Origin of the sequence: Streptomyces tubbatahanensis (assembly GCF_022699385.1) — a bacterium.
GTDB classification, from domain to species: Bacteria; Actinomycetota; Actinomycetes; order Streptomycetales; family Streptomycetaceae; genus Streptomyces; species Streptomyces diacarni.
The window spans coordinates 1080197-1106872 of record NZ_CP093846.1 but is presented as its reverse complement, the minus strand read 5'-3'; the positions used below and the strand labels follow the sequence as shown (position 1 = coordinate 1106872).

Annotated in this window: 16 protein-coding genes and 1 pseudogene; 15 read left to right on the top strand and 2 right to left on the bottom strand. The window is 72.0% G+C overall.

Annotation, left to right across the window (positions count from 1 at the left end):
- The first annotated feature begins 38 nt into the window (after window positions 1-38).
- The 8 genes and pseudogenes from MMF93_RS04705 (at window position 39) to MMF93_RS04670 (ending at window position 16204) form a co-directional block, all read left to right on the top strand.
- Complete coding sequence (locus MMF93_RS04705) at window positions 39-6674, top strand: non-ribosomal peptide synthetase (protein ID WP_242749800.1); 6636 nt, start codon at window positions 39-41, stop codon at window positions 6672-6674.
- A gap of 459 nt (window positions 6675-7133) precedes the next feature.
- Entirely contained in the window at window positions 7134-7868 is a 735-nt protein-coding gene (locus MMF93_RS04700; RefSeq protein ID WP_242749799.1) for an acetate uptake transporter family protein, read from the top strand.
- Window positions 7869-8145: 277 nt separating this feature from the next.
- The gene (locus MMF93_RS04695; RefSeq protein WP_242749798.1) at window positions 8146-9954 is read left to right on the top strand and encodes a thiamine pyrophosphate-requiring protein; all 1809 of its coding nucleotides are present in this window, start codon (window positions 8146-8148) and stop codon (window positions 9952-9954) included.
- Window positions 9955-9957: 3 nt separating this feature from the next.
- A complete protein-coding gene (locus MMF93_RS04690; protein WP_242749797.1) occupies window positions 9958-11715 on the top strand; it encodes a glycoside hydrolase family 15 protein in 1758 nt (585 codons plus the stop codon).
- Between the two features lie 34 nt (window positions 11716-11749).
- Window positions 11750-11971 (top strand): annotated as a pseudogene (locus tag MMF93_RS04685) (NrfD/PsrC family molybdoenzyme membrane anchor subunit); the annotation flags it as partial.
- Complete coding sequence (locus MMF93_RS04680; protein WP_242749796.1) at window positions 11968-12564, top strand: hemerythrin domain-containing protein; 597 nt, start codon at window positions 11968-11970, stop codon at window positions 12562-12564. The pseudogene MMF93_RS04685 and the gene MMF93_RS04680, both read left to right, overlap by 4 nt.
- A gap of 160 nt (window positions 12565-12724) precedes the next feature.
- Window positions 12725-13744 carry an SDR family oxidoreductase gene (locus MMF93_RS04675; protein WP_242749795.1) on the top strand — a complete coding sequence of 340 codons (1020 nt, stop codon included), beginning with the start codon at window positions 12725-12727 and terminating at the stop codon, window positions 13742-13744.
- Window positions 13745-14089: 345 nt separating this feature from the next.
- The gene (locus MMF93_RS04670; RefSeq protein ID WP_242749794.1) at window positions 14090-16204 is read left to right on the top strand and encodes a restriction endonuclease; all 2115 of its coding nucleotides are present in this window, start codon (window positions 14090-14092) and stop codon (window positions 16202-16204) included.
- Between the two features lie 103 nt (window positions 16205-16307).
- On the opposite strand, the gene MMF93_RS04665 is transcribed toward MMF93_RS04670, so the two are convergent.
- The gene (locus MMF93_RS04665) at window positions 16308-17207 is read right to left on the bottom strand and encodes a hypothetical protein (protein WP_242749792.1); all 900 of its coding nucleotides are present in this window, start codon (window positions 17205-17207) and stop codon (window positions 16308-16310) included.
- 266 nt (window positions 17208-17473) lie between these two features.
- Between MMF93_RS04665 and MMF93_RS04660 the strand changes: the two genes are divergently transcribed.
- On the top strand, window positions 17474-18898 hold the full coding sequence (locus tag MMF93_RS04660; RefSeq protein WP_242749790.1) for an L-lactate MFS transporter: 1425 nt from the start codon (window positions 17474-17476) through the stop codon (window positions 18896-18898).
- Window positions 18873-19016: an MFS transporter small subunit gene (locus tag MMF93_RS04655; protein WP_181861111.1), complete on the top strand. Its 144-nt coding sequence runs from the start codon at window positions 18873-18875 to the stop codon at window positions 19014-19016. Before MMF93_RS04660 ends, MMF93_RS04655 begins: the two co-directional genes overlap by 26 nt.
- 110 nt (window positions 19017-19126) lie before the next feature.
- Here MMF93_RS04655 and MMF93_RS04650 read toward each other — a convergent pair whose 3' ends face one another.
- Window positions 19127-20020, bottom strand: a complete 894-nt coding sequence (locus MMF93_RS04650; RefSeq protein WP_242749788.1) for a MurR/RpiR family transcriptional regulator — start codon at window positions 20018-20020, stop codon at window positions 19127-19129.
- Window positions 20021-20084: 64 nt separating this feature from the next.
- Here MMF93_RS04650 and solA point away from each other — a divergent pair, with 64 nt between their 5' ends.
- The 5 genes from solA to MMF93_RS04625 all read left to right on the top strand — a co-directional run bounded on the left by solA (window position 20085) and on the right by MMF93_RS04625 (window position 26631).
- Window positions 20085-21227, top strand: coding sequence for an N-methyl-L-tryptophan oxidase (gene solA, locus MMF93_RS04645; protein ID WP_242749786.1), 1143 nt, complete (start codon window positions 20085-20087; stop codon window positions 21225-21227).
- Between the two features lie 22 nt (window positions 21228-21249).
- Entirely contained in the window at window positions 21250-23313 is a 2064-nt protein-coding gene (locus MMF93_RS04640) for a hydantoinase/oxoprolinase family protein (RefSeq protein WP_242749784.1), read from the top strand.
- Window positions 23310-25055: a hydantoinase B/oxoprolinase family protein gene (locus MMF93_RS04635; protein WP_242749782.1), complete on the top strand. Its 1746-nt coding sequence runs from the start codon at window positions 23310-23312 to the stop codon at window positions 25053-25055. The genes MMF93_RS04640 and MMF93_RS04635 overlap by 4 nt, the downstream gene beginning before the upstream one ends.
- A 17-nt stretch (window positions 25056-25072) precedes the next feature.
- Window positions 25073-26338 (top strand): MFS transporter, encoded by a 1266-nt coding sequence (locus MMF93_RS04630; RefSeq protein WP_242749780.1) that lies wholly within the window; start codon window positions 25073-25075, stop codon window positions 26336-26338.
- A 104-nt stretch (window positions 26339-26442) separates the two neighbouring features.
- The gene (locus tag MMF93_RS04625) at window positions 26443-26631 is read left to right on the top strand and encodes a hypothetical protein (RefSeq protein ID WP_242749778.1); all 189 of its coding nucleotides are present in this window, start codon (window positions 26443-26445) and stop codon (window positions 26629-26631) included.
- Window positions 26632-26676 lie beyond the last annotated feature (45 nt).

The window sequence follows — 26676 nt, the reverse complement described above, 5'->3', positions numbered from 1 at the left end:
GTGCCGGCCCGTATACCCGCGAGACAGAAGGAAGACCCGTGCTGACCGACTCGACCGATCCGGCCACCGCCGAGACAACGGACCTGGAGGTCCTGCGCGCCCGGCTCGCGGCGGTACTCGACCTGCCGCCCGGCACCCTCCACGACGACGACAATCTGATCGCCCTGGGCCTGGACTCCATCACCCTGATGAAGCTGGCGGCCCGCTGGCGGCGCGCCGGGACCGAGGTGTCCTTCGGCGCACTCGCCGCCGCCCCGACACCCGCCGCCTGGCACGCCTTGCTCTCCCGAGCGGGTACGCATGCCTCCACAGCGCCGCAGCCCGGCACCGCACCGGAGGGCGACGACGAGGCGGCAGGACCCTTCCCGCTCGCCCTGATGCAGCACGCCTACTGGGCCGGACGCTCCCCCGGACAGCGACTCGGCGGCGTGGCCGCGCACTTCTACCACGAGTTCGACGGCACGGGAGTGGACCCCGATCGCCTCGACGCGTCGGTACGCTCCGTCCTCGCCCGCCACGACATGCTCCGGGTCCGCGTCCTGGACGACGGCACCCAGGAGGTCCTGGAACGCGCCCCCTGGCCCGGCCTGCGCGTGACCGACCTGCGGGACGAGGAACCCGAAGCCGCTGAGGCCGCGTTGGACCGCGTGCGCGCCGCGCTCTCGCACCGCGCGATGGACATCGGCTCGGGTGAGGTCTTCGACGTCCGGCTCACCCTGCTGCCGGGCGGCCGTACCCGCACCCACGTCAACCTCGACATGATCGCCGCCGACGCGCTCAGCCTGCGGGTCCTGCTGGGCGACCTCGCCGACGCCTACAGCGCGGGTGGCCAGGCGCCGCGCGCCAAGCCCGGCTACTCCTTCCGCCGCTACCTGTCCGACCGCGAGTCCCACCGGGCCGGCCCCGCCCGTGCCGCGTACGAGGCGGACCGTGCCTGGTGGCGCGACCGCCTCGACAGCCTGCCCGGGGCCCCCGAACTGCCCGCCGCGGGCCACGACGCCGACGCCACGGCCGTCGTCCGCAGGCACCGAATCCTCGGCCCCGAGCGGGCAGCCGCCTTCGAGGGCCGGGCCAGGGCCCACGGGCTGACTCCCGCGCTCGCGCTCACCGCCGTCTTCGCCGAGGTGCTCACCGCTTGGAGCAGCGAGCCCTCCTTCCTGCTCAACCTTCCCCTGTTCGACCGCGAACCCCTGCACCCGGACGTCGAGGACCTGGTGGGTGACTTCACCTCCTCGGTCCTGCTGGCCTGGGACGGCACCGAGCCGGGCACCTTCGCCGACAGGGCCGGACGGCTTCAGGAGCGGTTCCACGCCGACGCGGCGCACGCCCGTCACTCCGGCGTGGAGGTGCTGCGCGACCTCGGCCGGCACCGTGGCGCCCAGACCCTCGCCCCCGTGGTCCACACCAGCGCGCTCGGTCTCGGCCCGCTCTTCCCCGCCTCGGTCACCCGCGTCTTCGGTGAACCCGCATGGATCATCTCCCAGGGCCCACAGGTGTGGCTCGACGCCCAGATCACCGAACTCGACGGCGGACTGCTGGTCAACTGGGACGCCAGGGAAGCCGCGTTCGCGCCCGGCGTCCTGGACGCCATGTTCGACGCGTACACCGCCCTCCTGGACCGGCTCACCGACGACGAACACGCCTGGACGACTCCGGCAGGCGACCTGCTGCCCGCGGGACAGCGGCAGACCAGGCAGACCGTGAACGACACGGGCCGCCCGCCCGGCGCCGGACTGCGCCTGCACGACGAGTTCTTCCACCATGCCGCCACCACCCCCGAAGCGCCCGCGCTGCTGTGGGGCACCGATACCGAGCACCTCACGTATGCCGAACTCTCGGCGCGCGCCCTCGCCGTCGCGGGCCACCTGCACGCGCACGGCGTGCGCCCCGGTGACCTGGTCGCCGTGAGCCTGCCCAAGGGGCCCGAGCAGGCCGTCGCCGTCCTCGGCATCCTCGCGGCCGGCGCCGCCTATCTCCCCGTCGCCGTCGACCAGCCGGCCGCCCGCCGCGACCGCGTCCTGGAGTCAGCCGGCGCCCGGCTCGTCCTCGACCGCCTGGACACGGCCCTCACCGCCGACCCGCTGCCCGCTCCGGTGCCGGGCACGCCCGACGACCTCGCCTACGTGCTGTACACCTCGGGATCGACAGGCGAACCCAAGGGCGTCGAGATGGCCCACGCGGCGGCCATGGGTACCGTGGCCGACCTGCGGTACCGTCTCGGACTCGGCGCCACCGACCGCATTTTGGCGCTGTCCGCGCTGGAGTTCGACCTCTCCGTCTTCGACCTGTTCGCGCCGCTGGGCACCGGGGGAGCCGTCGTCTGCGTACGGGAGCCGGAACGGCGGGACGCCGACGCGTGGCTCCGCCTGGCACACACCCACCGGGCGACGGTGCTGAACTGCGTGCCCGCCCTGCTCGACATGTTGCTCACCGTCGCGGAGGCCGGGACGGATGCCACGGACACGGCCGGCCCCCGGCCGCTGCCGCTGCCGCTGCGTGCGGTCCTACTCGGGGGTGACCGGGTCACCGTCGACCTGGCCGGACGGCTCGCCCGCCAGGCTCCCGACTGCCGCCTCGCCGGGCTCGGCGGCACCACCGAGGCCGCCATCCACTCGACCTGGCAGGAGGTCACGCTCCCGGTCCCCGAGGACTGGAGCATCGTCCCCTACGGCCGTCCGCTCACCGGCGTACGCTGCCGGGTCGTGGACGCGCTCGGCCGGGACTGCCCGGACTGGGTGCCCGGTGAACTGTGGATCGGCGGCGGCGGAGTGGCCCGCGGCTACCGCGGCGACCCCGGCCGCACCGTCGATCGCTTCGTCGAGCACGACGGCCTGCGCTGGTACCGCACGGGAGACCGCGCCCGCTACCGCGCCGACGGCACCCTGGACTTCCTCGGCCGCACGGACCACCAGGTCAAGGTGCGCGGGCACCGGGTCGAACTGGGCGAGGTCGAGGCCGCGTTGACCGCCCACGCCGAGGTGACGGAGGCCGTCGCGGTGCTGCTGCCGAGCCGTCGGCTGGCGGCGGCCGTCGTCCCCGTTCCCGGAGTGCTTCCCTCGCCCGCACATCTCAGGGAGCACCTCGGCACACTCCTGTCGCCGGCCATGGTCCCGGACACCACGGCGGTGCTCCACGAGCTGCCGCTGACCCGCAACGGCAAGACCGACCGCGCCGCTGTCCGGGCCCGCCTGGCCGAACTGGCCGCCGACCATCAGGAACCGGGCGCGCCGGGCGTCCACGAGCCGCCCCGCACCGATGCCGAGTGCCTCGTCGCCGCCGCCTGGACGGACGTTCTCCGGCTGCCCGCACCCGGGCCCGGACGCACCGATGACTTCTTCGCCCTGGGCGGCGACTCGCTGCTGGCCACCCGCATCATCAGCCGGCTGCGGGCAGACGGGGCACAGGGGATCGCACTCAGCGCCCTGTTCGCCCACCCGAGCCTCGCCGACTTCGCCGAGACCCTCCACCTCGGCCCGGCGCGTCCCCCGGCCCAGCCGCCCGCACCCGACCCCGAGCACCGCCATGACCCGTTCCCGCCCACGGACGTGCAGCTCGCCTACTGGCTGGGCCGCGGCGAGGACTTCACCCTCGGCGGCGTCGGCTGCCACTTCTACCGCGAGTACGACATACCCGGCCTGGACGTGCCCCGTCTGGAGGAGGCCGTCAACCGTCTCGTGGCGCGGCATCCGATGCTCCGGGCCGTCTTCGACGACGAGGGCAACCAGCGTGTCCTGGCTGAGGTGCCCCGCTTCACCGTAGAGGTCACCGAAGCAGCGGGCGACCCCGACGCCTCCCGGGCCGCCCTGCGCGATACCTGGTCGCACCACGTCTTCCACCCCGGCCAGTGGCCGCTGTTCAGCGTTGCCGCCGTCCGCGACGACCACGGCGCACGTCTCGCGGTCGGCATGGACAACCTGGTCCTGGACGCGCTGAGCATCCTCACCTTCTACTCCGAGCTGTCCGCGCTCTACGCCGATCCCGACGCCGAGCTTCCGCCGGTAGACGTCACCTTCCGCGATCACGTGCTCGCCACCAGGACCGAACCCGACGAACTCGCCGCAGCCGAACAGCACTGGAACAAGCGGCTCGACACGCTGCCCCCCGCGCCCCGGCTGCCGCTCGCCGGCGACCCGGCCGGCATCACCGCCCCCCGCTTCGAGCGACGCACCGCCGTCCTCGGCCCGGAGGCCCGCCGCGCCCTGGAGGAACGCGCCCGCGCCCATGGCGTCACCCCCTCCGCCGTGCTGCTGACGGCGTACTGCGAGGTGTTGTCCCTGTGGAGCGCCGAGAGGGACCTCACGGTCAACCTGACCCTGTTCGACCGGCGCGAAGCCCATCCGCACATCACGCGAGTCCTCGGTGACTTCACCTCCCTGGTCCTGGTCGGCCACGAACACCGCCCGGACGAGCCCTGGCTGACCGGCGCCCGCCGTACCCAGCGCGAGCTGTGGCAGGCTCTCGACCACCGCTCCCTCTCCGCCGTCCAGGTGCTGCGCCGTTTCGCCCGCCGCACCGGGCAGGCGGAGGTGACCATGCCTGTCGTCTTCACCAGCGCCCTCGGCCTGGACGCTGGGGACGACCCGGCCGGACTCTTCACAGACCAGGTGTACGGCATCACCCAGACCCCGCAGGTGTGGCTCGACCACCAGGCCGTCGAACGGCGCACACCCGAGGGCACCGTGATCGACCTGCACTGGGACTCCGTCGAGGGCCTGTTTCCCGCAGGTGTCCTGGATGCGATGTTCACCGCCTACACCGCCCACCTGCACAGGCTCCTGGAGGCCGACTGGAACGCCCCCCGGCCGGTCGGTCTGCCGCCGGTTCAGCGCATCGCCCGGGAACTGGCCAACGAGACGGCCGCACCCCAGCGGGAGACCTCCCTGCACGCCTCCTTCTTCCGCAACGCCGCAGCCCGCCCGGACGCCTCGGCGATCCTCACTGACGGTGCCGACCGCCCCGTGACGTACGGCGAACTGTCCCTGCGAGCCCGCCGCGTGGCCGCACTGCTGACCGCGCACGAAGTGTCCCCGGGGGAACCGGTCGCTGTCTGCCTGCCCAAGGGAGCCGAGCAGATCGCCGCCGTGCTGGGCGTCCTCGCCGCCGGAGCCGCCTACGTCCCGATCGGCGTCGACCAGCCCCGGGTGCGCCGCGACCGTATCGTCACCGGGGCGGGCGTACGGCTGGCGCTGACCGCGGGTCCCGGCGACGACTGGCCGGTCACGGCCGTACCGCTCACCGAGGCCGACCGACACCAGCCCCTGGACGTCCCGGCCGTCGCCGCCCCGGACCAACTTGCGTACGTCATCTTCACCTCCGGGTCGACCGGTGGCCCCAAGGGCGTGGAGATCACCCACGCCGCCGCCGCCAACACGGTCGAGGACATCAACGACCGCTACCACGTGGGCGCCGACGACCGGGTCCTGGCCGTCTCGGCCCTCGACTTCGACCTGTCGGTGTACGACGTCTTCGGCCTGCTGTCCGCCGGCGGTGCCCTGGTCACCGTCGCCGAGGACGAGCGCCGCGACGCCCAGCGGTGGGCCGAACTGTGCGTCCGGTACGGGGTGACGGTGTGGAACACCGTCCCGGCGCTGCTCGACATGCTGTTGACGGTCGTCGAGTATCAGTCCGAGCAGGTCCCCGGTACCCTGCGGCTAGCTCTGCTGTCCGGCGACTGGATCGGCCTCGACCTGCCCGGCAGGCTCTCCGCGTCGGTCCCGTCCTGCCACCTCGTCGCCATGGGCGGCGCCACGGAGGCGGCTGTCTGGTCCAATGCGCACGACGTCGAGGGGCCGCTCCCCGGCTGGCCGTCGATCCCTTACGGCATGCCTCTGCGCAACCAGGGCTACCGGGTAGTCGACGCACCGTGCGGAGAGGACCGGCCCGACTGGGTCCCCGGTGAACTGTGGATCGGCGGCGCCGGGCTCGCCCGCGGATATCGCGGTGCGCCGGAGCTGACGGCGTCCAGCTTCGTCACGGCCGGCGGCCGTCGCTGGTACCGCACCGGCGACCTCGGCCGCTACCGTCCCGGGGGAGTGCTCGAGTTCCTCGGCCGCACCGACGACCAGGTCAAGGTACGCGGTCACCGCATCGAGCTGGGTGAGATCGAGGCCGCACTGTCCGCGCACCCGGACGTGGCCCGCGCCGCGGTCGCCGTGTCTGGCACCGGCGCGGCGCGCGAACTGCTGGCCGCCGTCGTGCCCACCGGAGGACAGGAGGGGACAGTGCTGGTCAAGACGCTGGGGCACTGGCTGGATGACCGGCTGCCGCACGCGATGGTCCCGCGGCGGATCACGGCACTGCCGGCGATCCCCCTGGGCAGGAACGGCAAGGTGGACCGGCGGAGTCTGACCGCCGCAGTCACCGCGGCCACCCAGCCGCGGTCTGACGGAAGAGCCGGCGACGCACTCGACCCTGTCGAGCGGTCGGTCGCACGGCTGTGGGAGAGCATCCTCGGCGTTCCGGTCCGCACTGCTGAGGACAACTTCTTCACCCTCGGCGGAGACAGCGTCCGAGCGGTCCGGCTGATCGAGCGGGCCACCGGTGAGCTGGGCGTGCGGCTGTCGCTGGCCCGATTCTTCGCCCGGCCGACCGTCAGTGCCTTCGCCGCCCTCGCCCGCCGGGAGGGCGTGTCGTCGTCCGAGGGAGCAGAGCCCGTAGAGGAAGGGATTCTCTGACCGCGGACGACGGAAGGTCACCGGCTGCCGGAGCCATAGGTACGTGCTGAGCCAGCTCCTACGAGGTCCCTGAGGCGCAGCATCGTCTTCGGCGACTCAACGCCGCCGAGAGCCGGACGTTGGTGTCTGGCCTGCGGGTTTCGCTGGACGGCGGGAGGGACCGAAGGCAGGTGGTGTCCGCGCGCACCGCGGACACCACCGGCTCACGTCCGACGAGGCCCGGCACACCGGGATCCCGCGCCGGCGGCTCTGTTTCTGGTACTACGGCCAGCGGGTGGAGCCCCACGCACACCGAAGCAGCGCCGTGTCGCCTGCCGGATCCCCCGCCCTGTCGCCGGAACAGACGGCCACGAGCAACGGGAGGCCGGCGGTACGTCACGGCTTCGGCCGCTTGCCGCTTCGCCCGGCCGTTGACCCGATCGCCCGTCAGGACCGCTCGCCGGTCGGAAAGGACACCCTGTGCGCCACTCGTCCGACGGCGGGGATCCGCCCGCGCCCCCAGCCACCCGGTCCGGTTCCGGCTCGGGAGCCGGTTCTGCTTCCGAGATCGAGTTGAGGGCCTTCCTCAGACCCATCGGCACCCCGCTCCCGCTCGGCTTCCTGGGACTGGCCGGGGCCACCACCGCACTGGCGGGGCTGCAACTCGGCTGGTTTCCCGTTCTCGAATGGCCGCACGTCGGCCTCGTGGTGGTGGCGTTCGCGGTGCCGCTGCAACTGCTGGCGAGCGTGTACGGCTTCCTGGCACGGGACGCCGTGGCCGGCACGGGCATGGGCGTACTGGCCGGGACCTGGCTCGCCATCGGCCTGGTGATGCTCAACTCGCTTCCCGGCAGCACGAGTGGCGCCCTGGGAGTGCTACTCATCGCGGCGGCCGTCTGTCTGCTGGTCCCGCTGCTGAGCGCCCGGGCCTCGAAACTGGCGGCCAGTGCGGTCCTGGGCATGGCCGCGATCCGCTTCGCGGTCACCGGGGTCTATCTGCTGACCGCGGAGGCGGCCTGGAAGACGGCCGCCGGAGTGTGCGGGGTCGTCCTCGCAGCGATCGCCGTGTGCGCCGCACTTGCGTTCGAGTCGGAGAGCGGTCCGGGCCGCACCCTCCTGCCGACGCTGCGCACCGGCGCGGGCCGTCGCCAGATGACGGCTCCGCCCGAGCGGGCGAACATCGGCCACGAGCCAGGCGTCCGGCCGACGCTGTGACGGGTGGCGCTGCCCGGCGCCGGCAGCCGCTCGCACCGAAGCGGACCTGGGCGGCGCCTGGCAGGCGCACGCTGCCTGGCGCCGCGCTGCCCCAGGCGCACATGGCCAGGCTTCCCCGTCCATGTGCCGGCTGTCGTGTGCCGGCTGCCGCGGTCTCCATGTCACTGCCGCGACCGAAGAAGTGCTGACGCTCGTATGACGTAACGGTGTGTTAACGGCGATCGCGACGGGGTAATGCGTGACGGCGTTCGCAGGGAAGCACTAGGGAAGGTGCACGATGCCGCAGACCGCTGATTTCCTTCTCCACCGCCTTCGGGAATGGGGCGTGCGGCGCGTTTTCGGCTATCCGGGGGACGGCATCAACGCCCTGCTGGGGGCTTTCGACCGGGCCGAGGGCGACCCGGAGTTCATCCAGACGCGGCACGAGGAAATGGCGGCCTTCATGGCCACCGCCCACGCGAAGTTCACCGGAGAGCTGGGCTGTTGCGTAGCCACGTCGGGTGGAGGCACGATTCACCTGCTCAACGGCCTCTACGACGCCAAGCTCGATCACCAGCCGGTGGTCGCCATTCTCGGTCAGCAAAAGCGCATCGCTCTCGGCTCCGCCTATCAGCAGGAGATCGATCCGAACACGCTGTACAAGGACGTTGCCGAGTACGTCCAGACGTGTATGCACCCCGCGCAGGCACGTCAGCTCATCGACCGTGCCTGCAAGGTCGCTTTGGCCAATCGCACGGTCGCGGCGGTCATTGTGCCGGAGGACGTCGCGCAGGAGCCGGCGCAGCCCTCGCCCCCGCGTGAGCACGGTGCGGTCTATACCAGCGTCGGCTACGTCAAACCCCGCGTCACGCCGCCCGCGACCGAGCTGCGCAAGGCGGCCGACATCCTGAACGAGGGCCAGAAGGTCGCCATCATCGTCGGGCAGGGCGCGGCGAAAGCGTCGGAGGAGGTCGGCCAGGTGGCCGAGCTGCTCGGAGCCGGGGTGGCGAAGACGTCGCTGGGGCGGGAGGTGCTGCCCGACGAACTGCCCTACGTCACGGGGCCCATCGGCCTGCTGGGCTCCACGTCCAGCCACGCGATGATGATGGGCGCCGACACGCTCTTCATGATCGGCACCAGCTTCCCGTACGCGGAGTGGCTGCCGCCGGAAGGCCAGTGCCGGGGCGTGGAGATCGATCTCGACGGCCGGATGATCGGTGTGCGCTACCCCATGGAGGCCCAGCTGATCGGGGACTCCAAGGAGACGCTACAAGAGCTGATTCCTCTGCTGGAGCGGAAGAAGGACCGTTCCTGGCGCGAACACGTCGAGGCGCAGGTGTCGGAGTGGTGGGACATCCTCGATGATCGAGCCCATGACAAGGCCGATCCGCTGAACCCCGAGCTCGTGGCTCACGAGCTGTCCAAGCGGTTGCCGGACGACTGCATCCTGACGACCGACGCCGGCTCGGTGGCCAACTGGTGGTCGCGGCACCTGAGACTGCGTGAGGGCATGCGCGCGTCACTGGCCGGCAACCTCGCCACGATGGGCCCTGGGACCCCCTACGCGATCAGTGCCAAGTTCGCCTACCCCGAGCGGCCCGTCATCGCCATGGTCGGCGACGGCGTCTTCCAGATGAACGGCATGCTGGAATTGATCACCGTCAAGCGGTACCTGGACCGGCTCGAGGGGTCACCGCTCATCTTCTGCGTCTTCAACAACCAGGACCTCAACCAGGTCACCTGGGAACAGCGGGCCATGGGCGGCGAGCCGAAGTTCATGGGCTCGCAGTACATCCCCGAGGTCCCGTACGCGGAGTGGGCGAAGCTGCTGGGCTTCACGGGGATCCGGTGCGACAGCCCGAAGTCGATCGGAGCGGCGTGGGACGAGGCGCTGGCGTCGACGAAGCCGGTGGTTCTCGAAGTGGTCGTCGATCCGGAGGTTCCGCCGGTGCCGCCGCACATCAAGAAGATGCAGGCCAAAAAGGTGGCGAAGGCGCTGCGACAGGGCGACCCGGAGGCATGGGGCATCGCCACCAAGGGCGGCAGGCAAAAGGCACACGAGTTCACCGAGTCGCTCAAGCGGTCCCTGCCCGGCACACACAACTGACCCGTGCCTGATCAGCGCACAGGAGTGCATCCGGAGCCACCGCCCGTGGTGTTGCGTGACTACGCGCTGCTGGCGGACGGGGAACGCGGCGCCCTGGTGGACCCGCACGGCGGGATCGTATGGATGTGTGCCCCTCGCTGGGACAGCGACGCGGTCCTCTCGGCGCTGCTGGGCGGCGCGGGCGCCTACACGGTGGGCCCGGTGGACCCCTGGCACGTGTGGGGCGGGCACTACGAGGAGGGAACGCTCATCTGGCGCTCGCGCTGGATGACCCGCGCCGGCGCGATCGAGTGCCGAGAGGCGCTGGCCTTTCCCGGAGACCCGCACACCGCCGTCCTGCTGCGGCGGATCGAGGCGATCGACGGCCCGGCCCGGGTACGCGTCGCCCTGGACGTGCGGGCGCGGTTCGGCGCGTGCGCCATGGAGAACCTGTCCTGCCACGACGGCGTGTGGGAGGCCCGCAGCGGCGGACTGTACGTGCGGTGGTCGGGAGCCGGGGACGCCCGCAGCGATCTGGCCCTGACGTTGACCGTGCCGCACGGCGGGCACCACGACTTGGTACTGGAGGTCTCGGACCGCCCCTTCGAGCAGCCGGCTTCGCCGGCGTGCCGCCTGTGGGAGGGCACCGAGAACCAGTGGCGCGGGAAGGTTCCGAAGATGGAGGGCGTCCTCGGCGGGCGGGACGCACGGCGCGCCTGTGCCGTCCTCCTCGGGATGACCAGCCGCACCGGTGCGACGGTCGCCGCCGCGACGACCTCGCTGCCCGAGCGCGCCGAAGCCGGCCGCAACTACGACTACCGCTTCTCCTGGATCCGCGACCAGTGCTACGTGGGGCACGCGGCGGCGGCCGTCGGCCCGGAGGCCTTCCCCCTGCTGGACGCCGCGGTGGGATTCATCGCAGAGCGGGTACTGACCGACGGCCCCCAACTGCGCCCGGCCTACACCCTCGACGGCGGGATCGTCCCCGACGAGCGGGAGCTGCCCCAGCTCCTCGGCTTTCCCGGCGGTGGCAATCGCGTCGGCAACGGCATCAACGACAAGTTCCAGCTCGACGCCCTGGGCGAAGCGCTCCTCCTGTTCGCCGCCGCCGCGGAGCACGGACGGCTGGAAGGCCACCACTGGCGTGCCGCCGAGTGTGCCGCCGCTGCCATCGAGCGGCGCCGCGACGATCCGGAGACCGGTATCTGGGAGCTCGACCGCAGGCGCTGGACGCACTCGCAGCTCATCTGTTCGGCCGGGTTGCGTGCCGTCGCCCGTGCGGGCGCCGCCGGGCCGCAGGCCGCACGCTGGACCGCGCTGGCCGACAGCCTGCTGGCCCGTGCGGCGAGCGACTGCGTCCACCCGTCGGGCCGCTGGCAGCGGTCCCCGGGGGACGAGAAGGCCGATGCCGCTCTGCTCCTGGCGGCGATCCGCGGTGCGCTGCCGGCCGACGACCCGCGCAGCGTGGCCACGCTGCGAGCGGTCCGCGAGGACCTGACCCAGGACGGCTACGTCTACCGCTTTCGCCACGACGACAGGCCGCTGGGAAAGGCCGAAGGCGCTTTCCTCCTGTGCAACTTCTTCACCGCCCTGGCGACCCGTCAGCAGGGTGAGGAGGCCGAAGCCCGTGGCTACTTCGAACGCGCTCGCGCGGCCTGCGGCCCGGCCGGGCTCTTTTCGGAGGAGTACGACGTCGGCCAGCGGCAACTGCGTGGAAACCTCCCCCAGGCATTCGTCCACGCGCTCCTGATGGAGACGGGGGCGCGCCTGTCCGCCACCTGACGCGGCAGGCCACGAGCGGCCCCCGCGGCGGGAGCGGATCAGTGCCGCGCTCCGAACCGCCGGCCGGCCCCCCGCTGCCCTTCTCGCGGCGGCCTGCCGGCGCAGTCGCACCCGGTGCGTCCTGGCGGGTGCCGCCCTGCTCGCCGGATCGGCGCTCACCCGATTCGGCGTCTTCCACGCGGGCCTCGCGTCCGCCGAGGACCCGAAATACACGGTCGTGCCCCAGCGCGACCGACTCCGGGACGCAGCGACATGACAGGCCTGCCGGCCGCGCTCCAGGAGGAGCACGACGGTATCTGGAAGCTGTTGGACTCCCTCACCGGTGGAGCCGGCGCCCCGGAACCGAACACCGCCACGCAGCGACACCTCGCACAGCAGTTGGTGGCGCTCCAGTCCGGACACGAGTTCAGCGAGGAATTGGTCGTCTGGCCGGCCGTGCGACGCCTGTGCGCACACGGCGACGAGTTGGTGCGCCACGCCCTCGGCCAAGAGCGTGCGCTCAAGAGAGCGCTCAACGAGTTGGCGCACATCAGCCCCGGTGGCCAGGAATTCACCGACTGCGTCAACATGATCGCCGGGCACAACCGCAGCCACCTCGCCTACGAGCAGAACGAGGTCTGGCCCCGCCTCGGCGACAGCATGTCCGACGCCGACGCCGAGCAGCTCGCTCGGCAGTGGGCGGCGACGCGTCGCCGCGCGCCCAGCCGCCCTCACCCGCACCTGCCCACCCACCCGTCTCTCCTCGGCCCCGCCAGCACCGCGGTCGCCGCCTTCGACCGCATGCGCGGCCTCCTCACCCGCCGAGCCACCGCACGGAGGCGGGACTCCCCGCCCCGGGCCGCCGACTGAGGTCGGGAGGCCGACCCACCGTGTGACGGGGGCGGCCCCGCCCACGGCAGTCGGCCGCATGCACGTTTGCAGGGGTCTCCGCGTGCGGTAAAGGACACATTCGCGGTTCTGCCGGCCCGGCAGCCCGGTTCACCCACCGCGCCGAGGAGGCCGAGACACGATGGCAAGCACGACGCGGCGCCCAGTCGCCGTGGTGACCGGCGGTACCGGGGGAGTGGGGCGGGCGGCCGTACGCGAGTTCGCCGCGCGCGGTTACGACGTGGCCGTCCTGGCACGCGTGCGCGCCGGGCTGGACGCGGCCGTCGAAGACGTGGAGGCGGCCGGAGGAAGGGCGCTGGGCATCGCCGCGGACGTGGCCGACCACCAGGCGGTCCGGCAGGCGGCCGAGCGGGCGGAACAGGAGCTGGGCGCGATCGACGTCTGGGTGAACGTGGCGTTCACGGGATCGTTGGCCTTCTTCTGGGACACCTCTCCGCAGGAGTACGCACGCATGACCGAGGTGACCTACCTGGGGCAGGTCAACGGCACCCGGGCCGCACTGGAACGCATGCGGCCCCGGGACCGCGGCGTCGTCGTCAACGTCGGCTCGGCCATGGCCTACCGGTCCATCCCGTTGCAGTCCGCCTACTGCGGTGCCAAACACGCTGTCAAAGGGTTCTCCGAATCGGTCATGACGGAGCTCATCCACGAGAAGAGCAACGTCAAGCTGTGCATGATCCAGCTTCCCGGGCTCAACACCCCTCAGTTCAACTGGAACCTCAGCCGGATGCCCCGGCACCCGATGCCGGTGCCCCCCGTCTTCCAGCCGGAACTGGCCGCCAAGGGCATCGCCTTCCTCGCCGAGCATCCTCGCCGCAACATGTGGGTGGGGGTCTCCACCGCGCTGACCATCTGGGCCGAGCGCCTGGCCCCGAAACTGGTGGATCTGTACCTGGGGCGTAAGGGCGTCCAAAGCCAGCAGACCGGCAAGGACGCTCCTCGGTGGGGAGCGAACCTGGAGCACCCCGCGGACGAGGAGACCGATCGAGGCGTTCACGGCGCCTTCGACACCATGGCGCACGAGCGTGACCCGGTGCTGTGGATGTCCCAACGGCGGCGCGGCGTCCTCGGCGGCCTGGCGGCCGCCGCGGCAGTGGGACTCGCGGCCGCGTGCGGGCGGGCGGCTCGCGCTTCCAGGTGAGCAGAGGCCCGGTGACGGGTGCGCTGACAGACACCCGGTGACGGACAGAGCCGGGCTCGTGCGGCGGTCGGGCCAGCAAGACGGTTCGCCCCTGCCGGGGTGCGCCCGTGGGCCCGACACCTGCTCAGCGCCGGGTCCCGCGCAGGCACGGGACGGCATGAGCGCCGCAAGCAGGCAGTGGCCCGGCAGCGCTCCTGCCGGGCCGGGGTATCGGCGGGGAGAGAGCACCGATTGGGATGGGCTATCTGGTGATTTCCGATTAAAGTCTCTTCGTCACTGCTGGTTATAGGGCCGGAGCCGGTGCGCGGGGGTGCGCCGGTGCCGGCGGGGGAGGGCCTGTCGGGCATGAGCCGTCGCTCCAACGGGTTGGTCGGGATCTGGGCTGAGGCGCAGCGTCAGCAGCAACGTCGGGCGGAGGCGCAAGCCAGGTTCCAACGGGAGCAGGAGCGGCGAGAGCGGTCGTACCAGCGGGAGCTGGCGCGCAGTTATCGGGAGCAGCGAGCGGCGTACCGGCAGCAGCGGGACGCGGATGCCAGGCGGCGGACCGAGGAGCTGGACGCGCGGGTCGCCGCCCTGCAGGGCCTGCTGGCGGAGGGGTGCCGCGCTCCCGCGTTCCGCGCGGGTGTCCTCACCCGCGCGGAGACCGTCGAGGCCTTCGCCCCCGGCAGGCTGGCTGAGCCCCTCCGCATGCCGGAGCCCCACCAGTACCAGGCGCAGGGCGGTTGGACGGCCGGCCGGCGAGCCCAGGCGCAGGCGGAGGCGCGCGCCCGGTTCGAGCGGGACTGGCACGCCGCGCAGGCCGCGGAGAGCCGGCGTCAGCAACAGCTGGCGGAGTACCGGCAGCAGTACGGTCAGTGGGCACTGGCGCAGCTCGCCGAGATCCGTCGGCACAACGCGGGCATCGCCGAGATGACGGAGGCGCTGCGCCGCGGTGACGCCGACACCGTGGTGGAGTACTTCTCCGCCGCGCTGTACGCGTCCACGGGCTGGCCGGAGGACCTGCCGCGGCAGGTGACGGCCGCGTACGACGCCGGCGCGCGGCAGTTGGTGCTCAACTGGGAGCTGCCCCGGTTCGACGTCGTTCCCGAGGCGAAGTCGGTGCGGTACATGCCGACCGCCGACCGGGACAAGGAGACGGCCCGGCCGGTGACGCAGCGCCGCGCGTTGTATCGGGACGTGCTCGCCCAGTGCGTCCTGCTCGCGCTGCACGACCTCTTCGCGGCGGACGAGTCCGGCGTACTGGAGTCCGTCGCGTTGAACGGCTTCGTGGACGACCACGAGCCGGCGACGGGCAGGCGGGCCCAGATCTTCCTGGCCACGGTCATGGCGTCACGCTCGTCCTTCGACCGGCTGCACCTGGAGCAGGTGAGCGCGCTCGACTGTCTGGTGGACGAGTTGCGGGGACAGCTGTCGCCGCGCCCCGACCAGCTCGGCGCGATACGTCCAGGGCGAGTTCCTGAGGACGTCGGCAACGACGTCGTCACGCACGGAGGCGGCGAGGAGCCCGACCTGTACACGATGGACCCCCTCGCCTTCGAGTCGCTGGTCGCGGACCTGTTCCGTGCCATGGGCATGCAGGCCGTGACGACGCAGCGGTCGAACGACGGCGGTGTGGACGTCGACGCGCTCGATCCGACGCCGATCCGCGGCGGCACGATCGTCGTGCAGGTCAAGCGCTACCGCAACACCGTGCCGCCGACCGCCGTGCGTGACCTGTACGGCACCGTGCAGGACGCCGGAGCCAACAAGGGCGTACTCGTCACCACCTCCCGGTTCGGACCCGGCTCGCACACCTTCGCCAACGGCAAGCCCCTGGAGCTGGTGTCCGGTACCGACCTGGTCGACCTGCTGCACCGGCACGGCCTGCGCGGGCGCCTGGGCGGCGGCGGACGTGCGGCGGCGGCGCCCCGCGCCGGTGACGCGCTCCCGGACACCGCGGAGCCGCAGGACGAGCCCGGCGACGGCGCCGCCCTTCCCGAGCACAACATGCTGGGCATGTACTGGTCGGGCGGTGTCGCCCTGGACGTGTGCGCGCTCGTCTGCCACGGCAACCAGGTCCTCGACGAGGACCACTTCGTCTTCTTCAACAACCACCAGACGCCGGACGGCGTGGTGCGCGCGCTTCCGGCCGTCCCTCCGGACAAGGCCGCGCTTCAGGTGATTTTCGACGCGCTGCCCCGCCGGGCGGATCGGCTCGTGATCGTCGCCGCGGTCGATCCGGTGGCCAATCCGGCGGCCGATCTGTCCGGGTTCACCAAGGCGGGCATCCGCCTGCTGGACACCGAGGGCACCGAACTCGACCGGCTGGAGGTCTCCGACGGCCGTCCCGCCGAAACCGCGCTGGTGCTCGGCTCCTTCCGCCGCCGCGCGAGCGGCGACTGGGAATTCGTCGCCGGCGGCAAGGGGTACGGGGGCGGCCTGGAGGAACTGGTCCAGGACTACGGCATCGAGGTGGCCTAGCGACTCCCCTTCCGCCGCGGTGCCGCCTCCCCTGCCGCCGTGGTGCCGACGGACCTTCCGCCGTGGTGCCGGCGGGGTCGCCGCGCCGGATGTGCCATGCAGCTCAGGGCCTGAACTTCAGCACGGCGCCGTCCTCGTTCTGTGCGACGACGGTGATGGTCAGGTCGTCGCCGAACTGGGCCACACCCCCCGAGCCGCCCAACTGCATCACGCTGCCCCCGGTCCGGAAGGTGACGGAGTCCTTCGCCACGGTGACGTGCAGGTTCAGCCCGTTCGCCGTGATGTCCTTCGTGCCGGTCACCAGCACCTCGCACGTGCCGTCCGCGCAGGCCCCGGTCTTCTTGCCGTCCGCCGCCTTGGGAAGCGGCCCCGAAGACGCGGGAGCCGGGGACTGCGTGGCCTCGTCGGGCTTCCAGCCCGGTGCGCACTGTTCGGCACGTTCGTGCGCGGCCGCGATCTCGCGGTCCTTCTTCGTCAACGCGGTCAGGCCAGGCTTGGGTGAGGTGAGGGACTGGATGAGTTTGTCGACGTCCTCGGCGCCGCCCTTGGGGTTGTCGAGGGCCGCTTTCGGGAACACCTCGTCGAGCTTGGTCCCGACGTCCCCCAGCTTCTTCAGCCAGGCGGCTTGCAGCCGGTCGGCCGCGGGAGGGCCGGAGGGTTCGAGCTTGGCCAGTTCGCCCTCGACCTCGCGCACCTGGGACGAGGCCCCCGAGATGTAGCTGAAGGCGAGGAAGTCGGCCGAGTCCATCCCCTCGCCCGCGTTCCGGATCTCTGTCACGTCCTCCGTGCTCTCCTTGCGGATGTTCTTGAGCGCGGTCGTCGACTCGCACATGGCTCCGACCCACTTCACCAGCTTCTTGGACGGCGGACGGGCCGATGCCGGATCGGCGGACGCCGTGGACTCGCCCTCCGCTCCGCCGGCCTTCTCGTCCGCCCCTCCGCAGCCGCTGAGGACCAGCACCAGTCCGGCGGCCACCACGCCGACGCTCCCCGTCTTGAACATCCCACGACCTCTCTCCGCGCCGCGGCCGCCTCCGTGAGGGGCCGACTGCCGACTTCTCGAAGCGAGTCCACTCCCGCACGGATTGTTCAGCCACCCCTCGGCGGCGGCGAACAAGCCGGTGGGGGAGGCGAGCGGGCGGCAGCGCGCTGCGCGGCGGTGCCTCGTCCGTTCTGTTCGGAATCCAAGGTTCCGAACGGATCTCTTCCTCCCCGGATGAGGGTCGATCCCCTGGTCATTCAGGTCTCAACTACTTAGAGTGCCGACCCATGAGGTCCCCACAGGTTCCGAACGGGGGACTGCTCAGCCGCTCCCGTACGGTCGCACCGGCCGGCTGGAGCCGCTGGCTCGTCCCGCCCGCCGCGCTCTCCGTCCACCTGTCCATCGGCCAGGCGTACGCCTGGAGCGTCTTCAAGCCGCCGCTGGAGAAGGCGCTCGGTCTCTCCGGGACGGAGAGCGCGCTCCCCTTCCAGCTCGCCATCGTGATGCTCGGTCTCTCCGCCGCGTTCGGCGGCACTCTCGTCGAACGCAAGGGCCCGCGCTGGGCGATGGCCGTCTCGCTGCTCTGCTTCGCCAGCGGGTTCCTCCTCTCCGCGCTCGGCGCGGCGACGGAGCAGTTCTGGCTGATCGTCCTCGGCTACGGCTTCGTCGGCGGCATCGGCCTCGGCATCGGCTACATCTCGCCCGTCTCGACGCTGATCAAGTGGTTCCCCGACCGTGCGGGACTGGCGACCGGTATCGCCATCATGGGCTTCGGCGGAGGCGCGCTCATCGCCTCGCCCTGGTCCTCAAGGATGCTGGAGAGTTTCGGGGCGGACAGCGGTGGGATCGCCACCGCCTTCCTGGTGCACGGACTCGCCTACGCGGTCTTCATGGCGCTCGGCGTCCTCCTCGTGCGGGTCCCCGCGGACGGCTGGCGTCCGGCGGGCTGGACGCCGCCGACCGAACAGCGCGCGATGGTCTCCACCGCACAGGTGTCGGCCCGCAACGCCCTGCGCACACCGCAGTTCTGGTGCCTGTGGGTCGTCCTGTGCATGAACGTGACGGCGGGAATCGGCATCCTGGAGAAGGCCGCCCCGATGATCGGGGACTTCTTCGCCGGCACCAGTACGCCGGTCTCCGTCTCCGCGGCCGCCGGGTTCGTCGCGCTGCTCTCGCTCACCAACATGGGCGGGCGCCTGGTGTGGTCGGCCACCTCCGACGCCATCGGGCGGAAGAACATGTACCGCGTCTACCTCGGTGCCGGCGCCCTGCTCTACCTGCTCATCGCCACCACCGGGAGCTCCTCGAAGCCGGTCTTCGTCCTCTCCGCGCTGGCGATCCTCTCCTTCTACGGCGGCGGGTTCTCCACCGCGCCCGCCTATCTGAAGGACCTCTTCGGCACCTACCAGGTCGGCGCCATCCACGGCCGCCTCCTCACCGCCTGGTCCACCGCGGGCGTGCTCGGCCCGCTCATCGTCAACCGGGTCGCCGACAGCCAGGAGGCGGCCGGGCGCAGCGGGCCCGGGCTCTACAGCCTCTCCCTCTACATCATGATGGGTCTCCTCGTCGTGGGCTTCGCCGCCAACGAATGCATCAGGCCGGTGCATCCGCGTTTCCACGAGCCGGCCGCGGAGGGCGGCACGGCGGACGCGTCCGCAGGACCCGCGAACGGAACGGAGGCCCCCGATGGCTCCCAGCAGCGCCTCGCCTGACCCGGCGGCGCCCCGCCGCACCTGGCTCGCCGTCCTCGTCTGGCTGTGGGTGGGCCTGCCGTTCGCGTACGGTCTCTACGAGCTCGTGCTGAAGGCCACCCAGCTGTTCACCGACTGACCAGCTGTTACCGACCGGCCGGTTGTCCACGGACCGACCGGCCACGGCTCAGCGCTCGCTGGGGAAGCGGCGCCCCAGCAGGCGCGACCCGTCCTGAGCGGCTTCGCGTCTCACGGCTCCGGCAGGCGGCTGAGGTCGAGTTCGGTACCTGCGATCTCCGTGCGCAGCGCGCTGAGCTGCTGGTAGTGGTCGACGGCTGACGCGTGCTGTGCCTGGACCAGTTCGAGCACGAGGGCGTGCAGGATGGTCAGTGGCGCGAGGAGTTCGTTGGCGGCTCCCTCGGTCGAGTCGGGCAGCGGCAGCACCGTTTCGGCCCTGGTCTCCCTGCCCTCGTCGGTGGCCTCGGTCAGCAGGACGCTGTGCGCGCCGACGCGGTGCGCGTGGTCGAGGACGATGCCGATCTCGCGGAAGAGGCGCAGCGGCGCGATGACGACCGCGGCGTGTGCGGGCCGCAGCCGCAACAGGTCGTCGGCGAGCCGGAATCCGGTCGCCGTCCAGGAGTCGGACGCCTTGCCCGCGCGGCGGAGGCTCAGCGCGAACTGGTCGGCGAGGGCGGCGCCGGGGCCGATGCCGTAGGCCCACACGTGCGTGGCCTCGTTCAGCACGTCCACGGTGCGCGACCACACGGTGGTGTCGATGAGCGTCGGCACTTCGCCGAGCAGCCCGCGTCCCGCGTCGATCACGGGGTGCAGCGCGGTGTGCGCCGGGCGCAGCCGCTGCACCCGGTCGCCGAGGACCTGGGCGGGATCGCGGCGCCGTGCCAGGTGGTGGACGAGGCTGCGCTTGAGGTCGCCGAGGCCCGTGAAGCCGAGCTTGCGTGCGGTACGGATCACCGTGGCGTCGCTGGTCCCCGTGGCCTTGCCGAGCTTGGCCGCCGAGGAGACGGCGGCCTCCTCGGGGTGCCGTTGCAGGTACTCGGCCACGGCCCGTTCGCCGCTCGCCAGGGGCTCCGCCCGGCGCACGCGCTGGGCCAGCGTGTCAGATGAAGTATTCACGTCGTCCATTGTCCATCCATGAAGTGAATGCTACGTTCCTCGGGTCAACGCTCCCGACCCCGCGGAGACAGCGATGAAACCACCCCCGCAGCCGCGCGTCGCCGTCATCGGCGTGGGCACCATGGGGAGCCAGGTCCTCCACCAACTCGCCTCCCGCGGCGTGCCGGTGACCGGTTTCGAGCAGTTCGACATCGGACACGCGCGAGGCGCGGCGGGCGGTGAGACGCGCATCTTCCGCATCGCCTACAAGGAGGGCGGAGACTACGTCCCGCTGCTGCGCGAGGCACGGCAGGCGTGGGAACGGCTCGGCGCCCAGGCGGGCACCCCGCTGCTCACCCCGTGCGGGGCGCTGACCATCGGCTCCGCGCAGGACCCCGATGTGCGCACCGTGCTCGGCGTGGCCGAGGAGTGGGGCCTCGACGTCGAACAGCTCGACCGCCCCGAGGCGGAGCGCCGCTTCGGGCAGCACCGGCTCTTCGAGGACGACGTCGTCCTGCTCGACCGTGCGGGCGGGCTGCTCGACCCGCACCGGGCGGTGGTCGCGACCGCCCGGCTCGCCGAGCAGGCGGGGGCCGCGGTACACACCCGCACCACCGTCCTCGACGTCGTCCAGACCGGCAGCGGGGTGGCGGTCCACTACCGGGCCCAAGGCGGCGTCGAGGTCGCCAAGTTCGACCAGGTCGTCCTGTGTACAGGACCCTGGATCGCCCGCACCGTGCCGAGGCTCGCCGGTGAGGTCGAGGTCCGCCGGGCCGTGCTGTGCTGGTTCGACGCGGGCGGGGAATGGGCCCCTGAGCGCTTCCCCGTGGGCATCCGGCGCAGCGGAGCGGACAACAGCTTCTCCTTCTTCCCCGACGTCGGCGGCGGAGTGAAGGTCAACCTGCACGTGCCCAAGTCGCCCGTGGCCGACCCCGACCGGCTCGACCCCGTGGTCGAGCCGGACTACGCCTCGCGGGTGTCGGCCGCCGTGGCGCGGTGCCTGCGGGGCCTGCCGGACCGGCCCACCGCCACACGCACCTACATGGACGGCTACACCGCAGACAACCACGGCATCATCGGCCGCGATCCGGACCGGCCCGACGTCCTGGTCATGGGCGGGTTCTCCGGTCACGGCTTCAAACTGGCGCCGGTCTTCGCCAGGTCGGCGGCCGACCTGCTGCTGACCGGCCGTACCGACATCCCCATCGCTCACCTGTCGCTGTCGCGGCTGTCCTGAACCTCACGCGGAGGAGGGTTCCATGCTACGTATCGGCATCGACGTCGGCGGCACGTTCACCGACGTGACGGCCCTGGACACGGCCGACGGCCGGTTCCACATCCACAAGTTGCCCTCGACCACCGACGACCAGTCCGTCGCCGTCGCCGAAGGTGTCCGCGCGATCCTGCGCAGGACCGGGGCTGCGCCAGGCGACGTCGGATACCTCGGGCACGGCACCACCGTGGCCACCAACACGGTGCTGGAGTCCGACGGCGCACGCACCGCGCTGGTCACCACCGCGGGGTTGCGGGACGTACTGGAGATCGGCCGCCAGCAGCGCCCCGACCTCTACGACCTGGACGCCGACAAGGCGCCCGGGCTGGTCCCCAGGTCGCTGGTGCACACGGTCGCGGAGCGGATGACCGCCCAGGGAACGGCGCTGGTCCCGCTGAGCGAGGAGGACGCCGACGCCGTGGTCGACCGGGTCCGCGCGGCGGACCCGGAAGCGGTCGCGGTCTGCTTCCTGCACAGCTACCGCGACGACACCCACGAGCGGGAGGTCGTCGAGCGCCTGCGAGCCGCGCTGCCGGAGGCCTACGTGTGTGCGTCTGCGGACGTCGCCCCGGTCTTCAGGGAGTTCGAACGGTTCTCGACGGCCGTGGTCAACGCCTACGTCGGACCGCGGATCAACCGGTACATGTCGCGGCTGGCCGAGCGGATCGAGGCGACCGGTGTACCGGTCCTGCCCAAGGTGATCGGTTCGAGCGGCGGCATGATGTCGCTGGAGTCGGTCGCCCGTCACCCGGTGAGCACACTGCTGTCCGGGCCCTCGGCCGGTGTCGTCGCAGCCTCCCACGTCGCGGGCCAGGCCGGCTTCGGCAACCTGATCACCTTCGACATGGGCGGTACGAGCACCGACGTGTGCCTCGTGCGCGACGGGCGGGCCCTGGTGTCCACCCAGCGCCGGATCAGCGGCCGTCCCGTGCGCACCCCGTCGCTGGACATCCACACCGTCGGCGCCGGCGGCGGCAGCATCGCCAGGGTCGATCCAGGGGGAGCGCTGGAGGTCGGCCCGGCCAGCGCGGGCTCCCAGCCGGGGCCCGCCGCGTACGGGCGGGGCGGCGACCAGCCCACCGTCACGGACGCGAACGTGCTGCGCGGCAGGTTGAACCCCCGGTACATCCTGGGAGGAGCGCTCGCGGTGGACCACGAAGCGGCAGGACGCGCGGTGGAAGGCGTCGCGAAGGCGATGGCGGCCGACCGCTCGGTGGCCGCGCGCGGTATCGGCCGGATCGCGTCCGTGAACATGGCCTCAGCCGTGCGCAAGGTGTCGGTCGAGGCGGGTGAGGACCCGCGCGGTTACGTCCTGGTCGCCTTCGGCGGCGCCGGACCCCTGCACGCGGTCGAAGTCGCCAGGGAGGTCGGCATGAGCACCGTCGTGGTGCCGCCGAACCCGGGCACCCTGTGCGCCCTGGGCCTGCTCGTCACCGACATCCGCGCCGAGTTCGCCAGGGCCGTACTCGAAGAGGCGGACGAGCACAGCCCCGAGAAGCTCGACGAGACGCTGCGCGAGGCCCACGACTCCGCGCGCGACTGGCTGGCGGCCGAAGCGCCTGCGGGCGCGGAGACCAGGATCACCGGGGAGGCCAGGTTGCGCTACGCACGCCAGAACTTCGAGCTGTCGGTTCCGCTGCCGCAGCGGGTGATCGACACGGCACACTTCGGCTCCGGCGCCGTGGCGGAGATGGTGGCCTCCTTCCACGCACAGCACACGAAGAGCTACGGCTACGCACACGCCGACGCGCGGGTGCAGATCGTGGAGATCCAGCTGACCGCCGCCGCCGTGGTCGACAAGCCGGACCTGCCGTCCGTGGAAGCGGGCTCCGACCCGGACGAGGCCCTGGTGGGCCGCCGCGAAGTCGACTTCGACGAGACGGGCCCGCTCGACACGCCCGTCTACGCACGCGCCGCGCTGCGCGCCGGAACCGCGCTGCCGGGCCCGGCCATCGTCGAACAGCTCGACACCACGACCGTCATCACCCCCGACGCCACCGCGCTCGTCGACGCGTACGGCAACCTCGTCATCGAAGTGGAGCAGCGTTGAGCGACCAGACGCACACCCCAGACCCCATCACGGTGCAGGTCATCGGCGCGTCCCTGGTGACCATCGCGGAGGAGATGGGCGCCGTGCTGCGCAGGGCGAGCTACTCGACCAACATCAAGGAGCGCTCCGACTGCTCGACCGCGCTGTTCGACGCGGAGGGCAAGCTGGTGGCGCAAGCGGAGAACATGCCCATCCACATGGGGTCGATGACCGGCCTGATCGACGCGCTGCTCGCCTCCGAGCTGACCGTCCGACCGGGAGACGTCTTCCTCACCAACGACCCCTACCGCGGCGGCGGCACCCATCTGCCGGACCTCACCATGGTCAAGCCGGTCTACGTGCACAGGGAGGCAGCCGGGGAACCGGACGCGGAACTGGTCGGCTACAGCGCCAACATCGCGCACCACTCCGACATCGGCGGCCGGGTCCCCGGCAGCAACGCGGGCGACTCGGACTCGCTCTTCCAGGAAGGGCTGCGCATCCCGCTGGTCAGGTTCGCCACGGCCGACGGCCTCGAACAGGCGCCGCTGGCCTTCGTCGAACTCAACTCGCGGCTGCCGCACGAGCGCCGCGGCGACATGCTGGCGCAACTGGCGTCGGTGGAGGTGGGCGAGCGACAGCTGCGCGAGGTGCACAGGCGCTACGGCACGGCGACGGTGCACGCGGCGACCGCGCACCTCCTGGACCACTCCGCGAAACGGCTGGCGGCCGCGCTGCGCGAGGTCCCCGACGGTACGTACCGCTTCAGCGACCTGATGGACCCCGAGCAGGCCGAGGGCGAGGGCGAGGACGCCGGCCTCGGGCCCGGTACCCGGATCGAGGTCGCGGTCACCGTCAGCGGCGACCGCGTCGCGCTGGACTTCGCCGGTACGGGCCCGCAGTCGCCCGTGGGGATCAACGTGGTGCGACCGGCCCTGGAGGCGACCGTCTACTACGCGCTCAAGGCCGTACTCGACCCCGGTATCCCGCCCAACGGCGGCTTCTTCGACGCGGTCGGCATCACGGCCCCGCGGGGCAGCATCGTCAACCCGCGCGAGCCCGCACCCGTCACGGCCCGTACGGACACCTGCCAGCGGGTGGCCGACGTCGTCCTCGGCGCGCTGGCCGCAGCCCTGCCCGGCCGGGTACCGGCCGCGAGCCACAGCACCGTCACCTACGTGACGTTCTCGGGGGAGCACGGGGACGGCTTCTTCGTCTATCCCGAGGTGGTGGCAGGCGGTGGCGGTGCCAGGACAACGAAGGACGGCATGGACGCCGTCCAGGTCCACATCACCAACTCCTCCAACCTGCCGATCGAGGCGCTGGAACAGGAGTACCCGCTCCTCGTCGACACCTATGAGCTCATCCCCGACTCCGGCGGCGCCGGCACCCACCGTGGCGGGCTCGGCGTGCGCAGGGACGTACGGGTCCTCGGCGACGGCGCCGAGTTCTCCGCGCACGCCGACCGGCAGGCCACCCGGCCCTGGGGGCTGAACGGCGGACACGACGGCAGCCCGGGACGCTTCGTGGTCAACCCGGGCCGGGACGGCGAGCGGCAGCTGCCGGGCGGCAGGCTCTCGGGCGTACGGCTTCGCCGAGGCGACGTGCTCAGGGTGGAGAGCCCCGGCAGCGGGGGCTTCGGGCAACCTGCGGCCCGCGACCCCGAGCAGGTGCGCGAAGACCTGCGCAACGAACGCATCACCGCACGTGCGGCACACGACCTCTACGGGCTCGGACGGGCAAGCGACCACGACCGGCAGTGACCGAACGGAGTGCAGGCATGACCACCACATCGGCACCCCAGCAGTCTCCGGCGGTGGACAGGTCCCTCGCCCGCCGCGTCACCTGGGCGACCTGGACAGGCTGGGGCCTGGACGGCTTCACCAACCAGATGTTCCCCCTCGCACTCAGCGGCATCATCGCCGCCTTCGGCCTGACGACGGCGCAGGGCGGCCTGGCCACCTCCGCGGCGCTGCTGAGCTCGGCCGCGGGCGGCGTGGTCGGCGGCAGGCTCGCCGACCGCTTCGGCCGGGTACAGGTCCTGGTCCTGGTCATCTGCGGATACGCCCTGTTCACCGGATTGACCGCCACTTCGCGCAACTTCGAGTCCCTCCTGCTGTGGCGCACCCTCGAAGGGTTCTTCTTCGGCGCCGAATGGCCGGTGGGCGCCGCGCTCATGGCCGAGTTCGCCGCACCGGAACGCCGGGGGAGGGCACTGGCGTGGGTGCAGTCCGCGTGGGCCGTCGGCTGGGCGGGCGCCAACCTCTCCTATCTGCTCAGCCACGCCTGGCTGCCGGACACGGTCGCCTGGCGGGTCATGTTCGCCGTCGGCGTCCTGCCCGCACTCGTGGCGCTGATCATCAGGCGCAACCTCCGCGACCTCCCGCGGAAGCGCACCGCCACCGCCGCCGCGGACGCGGCCCCTGGGAAGCCGCGGAAGAAGGGTGCGTTCGCCGAGCTGTTCTCCCCGGGCCTGCGGAAGGTCACCGTCCTGGGCACGCTCTTCGGCGCGACCGGGCTGGGCAGCACCTACGCGATGCAGACCTGGATCCCGCTCTACCTGAAGGACGAGCGCGGGCTCAGCGTCAGCAGTACGGCGCTCTACGTGTGGTTCATGATCGTCGGGAACTGGCTGGGCTACGTGCTGGGCGGCCACCTGCACGACCGGATCGGACGCCGCTGGGCCTTCACCGTCTTCTACCTGGGGACCGCGGTCTTCGGCTTCCTGTTCATGGCGATACCCGTCGACGCCCTCTGGTACAACCTGGTGCTCGCCCTCGTGGTCGGCTTCTTCATCGCCGCCCAGGCCTCGGGCAAGGGCGCCCTGTTCACCGAACTGTTCCCGGCGCACGCGCGGGGCACGGGCGCGGGCATCACCTACAACGTGGGGCGAGGCGCCGCGGCGTTCAGCCCCGCGCTCATCGGCTGGGCGGCGGCGAGCAGCGGCCTGGGCATGGCGATCGTCATGGTGGTCATGGCCTGCACCCTGCTGACCCTGCTGTTCATCTGGCTCATGCCGGAGACCAGGGGACGGGTCCTGGACTGACGCCGGCCCGCGGCTCCAAGGCCGCGCCCGGCGCGTTTGACCTCCCCCGACAGGCGCTCGTCTACTGGGGGGACACATGGCCGCCGAACCGCCCAGGAGACCCCGTGAGCAACGACGAGCGCCGCGAGCGGTACGCGAGGGCGCTGTACGCGACCCTCGGCTACAGCGCGGAGCGCCACCCCTGGGCGGGTCTGTCCCCGGCCAGGCGCGAGGTCTGGTACGTCCGCGCCGACGCGGCCATCGCGGTGGCCGACGAGGAGATCGCCCAGCGGGCCGCCCCGCGGCAGACGTGACGAGCGGCGCCCGCGCCCTTCCCGGAGCGCGGGCGCCGCTCGGCC

Excerpts from the sequence above, each read along its gene's own strand:
- MMF93_RS04695 (WP_242749798.1), top strand. The coding sequence starts at position 8,146 with ATGCCGCAGACCGCTGATTTCCTTCTCCACCGCCTTCGGGAATGGGGC.
- MMF93_RS04680 (WP_242749796.1), top strand. The coding sequence starts at position 11,968 with ATGACAGGCCTGCCGGCCGCGCTCCAGGAGGAGCACGACGGTATCTGG.
- MMF93_RS04675 (WP_242749795.1), top strand. The coding sequence starts at position 12,725 with ATGGCAAGCACGACGCGGCGCCCAGTCGCCGTGGTGACCGGCGGTACC.
- MMF93_RS04670 (WP_242749794.1), top strand. The coding sequence starts at position 14,090 with ATGAGCCGTCGCTCCAACGGGTTGGTCGGGATCTGGGCTGAGGCGCAG.
- MMF93_RS04665 (WP_242749792.1), bottom strand. The coding sequence starts at position 17,207 with ATGTTCAAGACGGGGAGCGTCGGCGTGGTGGCCGCCGGACTGGTGCTG.
- MMF93_RS04660 (WP_242749790.1), top strand. The coding sequence starts at position 17,474 with ATGAGGTCCCCACAGGTTCCGAACGGGGGACTGCTCAGCCGCTCCCGT.
- MMF93_RS04655 (WP_181861111.1), top strand. The coding sequence starts at position 18,873 with ATGGCTCCCAGCAGCGCCTCGCCTGACCCGGCGGCGCCCCGCCGCACC.
- MMF93_RS04650 (WP_242749788.1), bottom strand. The coding sequence starts at position 20,020 with ATGGACGACGTGAATACTTCATCTGACACGCTGGCCCAGCGCGTGCGC.
- solA (WP_242749786.1), top strand. The coding sequence starts at position 20,085 with ATGAAACCACCCCCGCAGCCGCGCGTCGCCGTCATCGGCGTGGGCACC.
- MMF93_RS04640 (WP_242749784.1), top strand. The coding sequence starts at position 21,250 with ATGCTACGTATCGGCATCGACGTCGGCGGCACGTTCACCGACGTGACG.
- MMF93_RS04630 (WP_242749780.1), top strand. The coding sequence starts at position 25,073 with ATGACCACCACATCGGCACCCCAGCAGTCTCCGGCGGTGGACAGGTCC.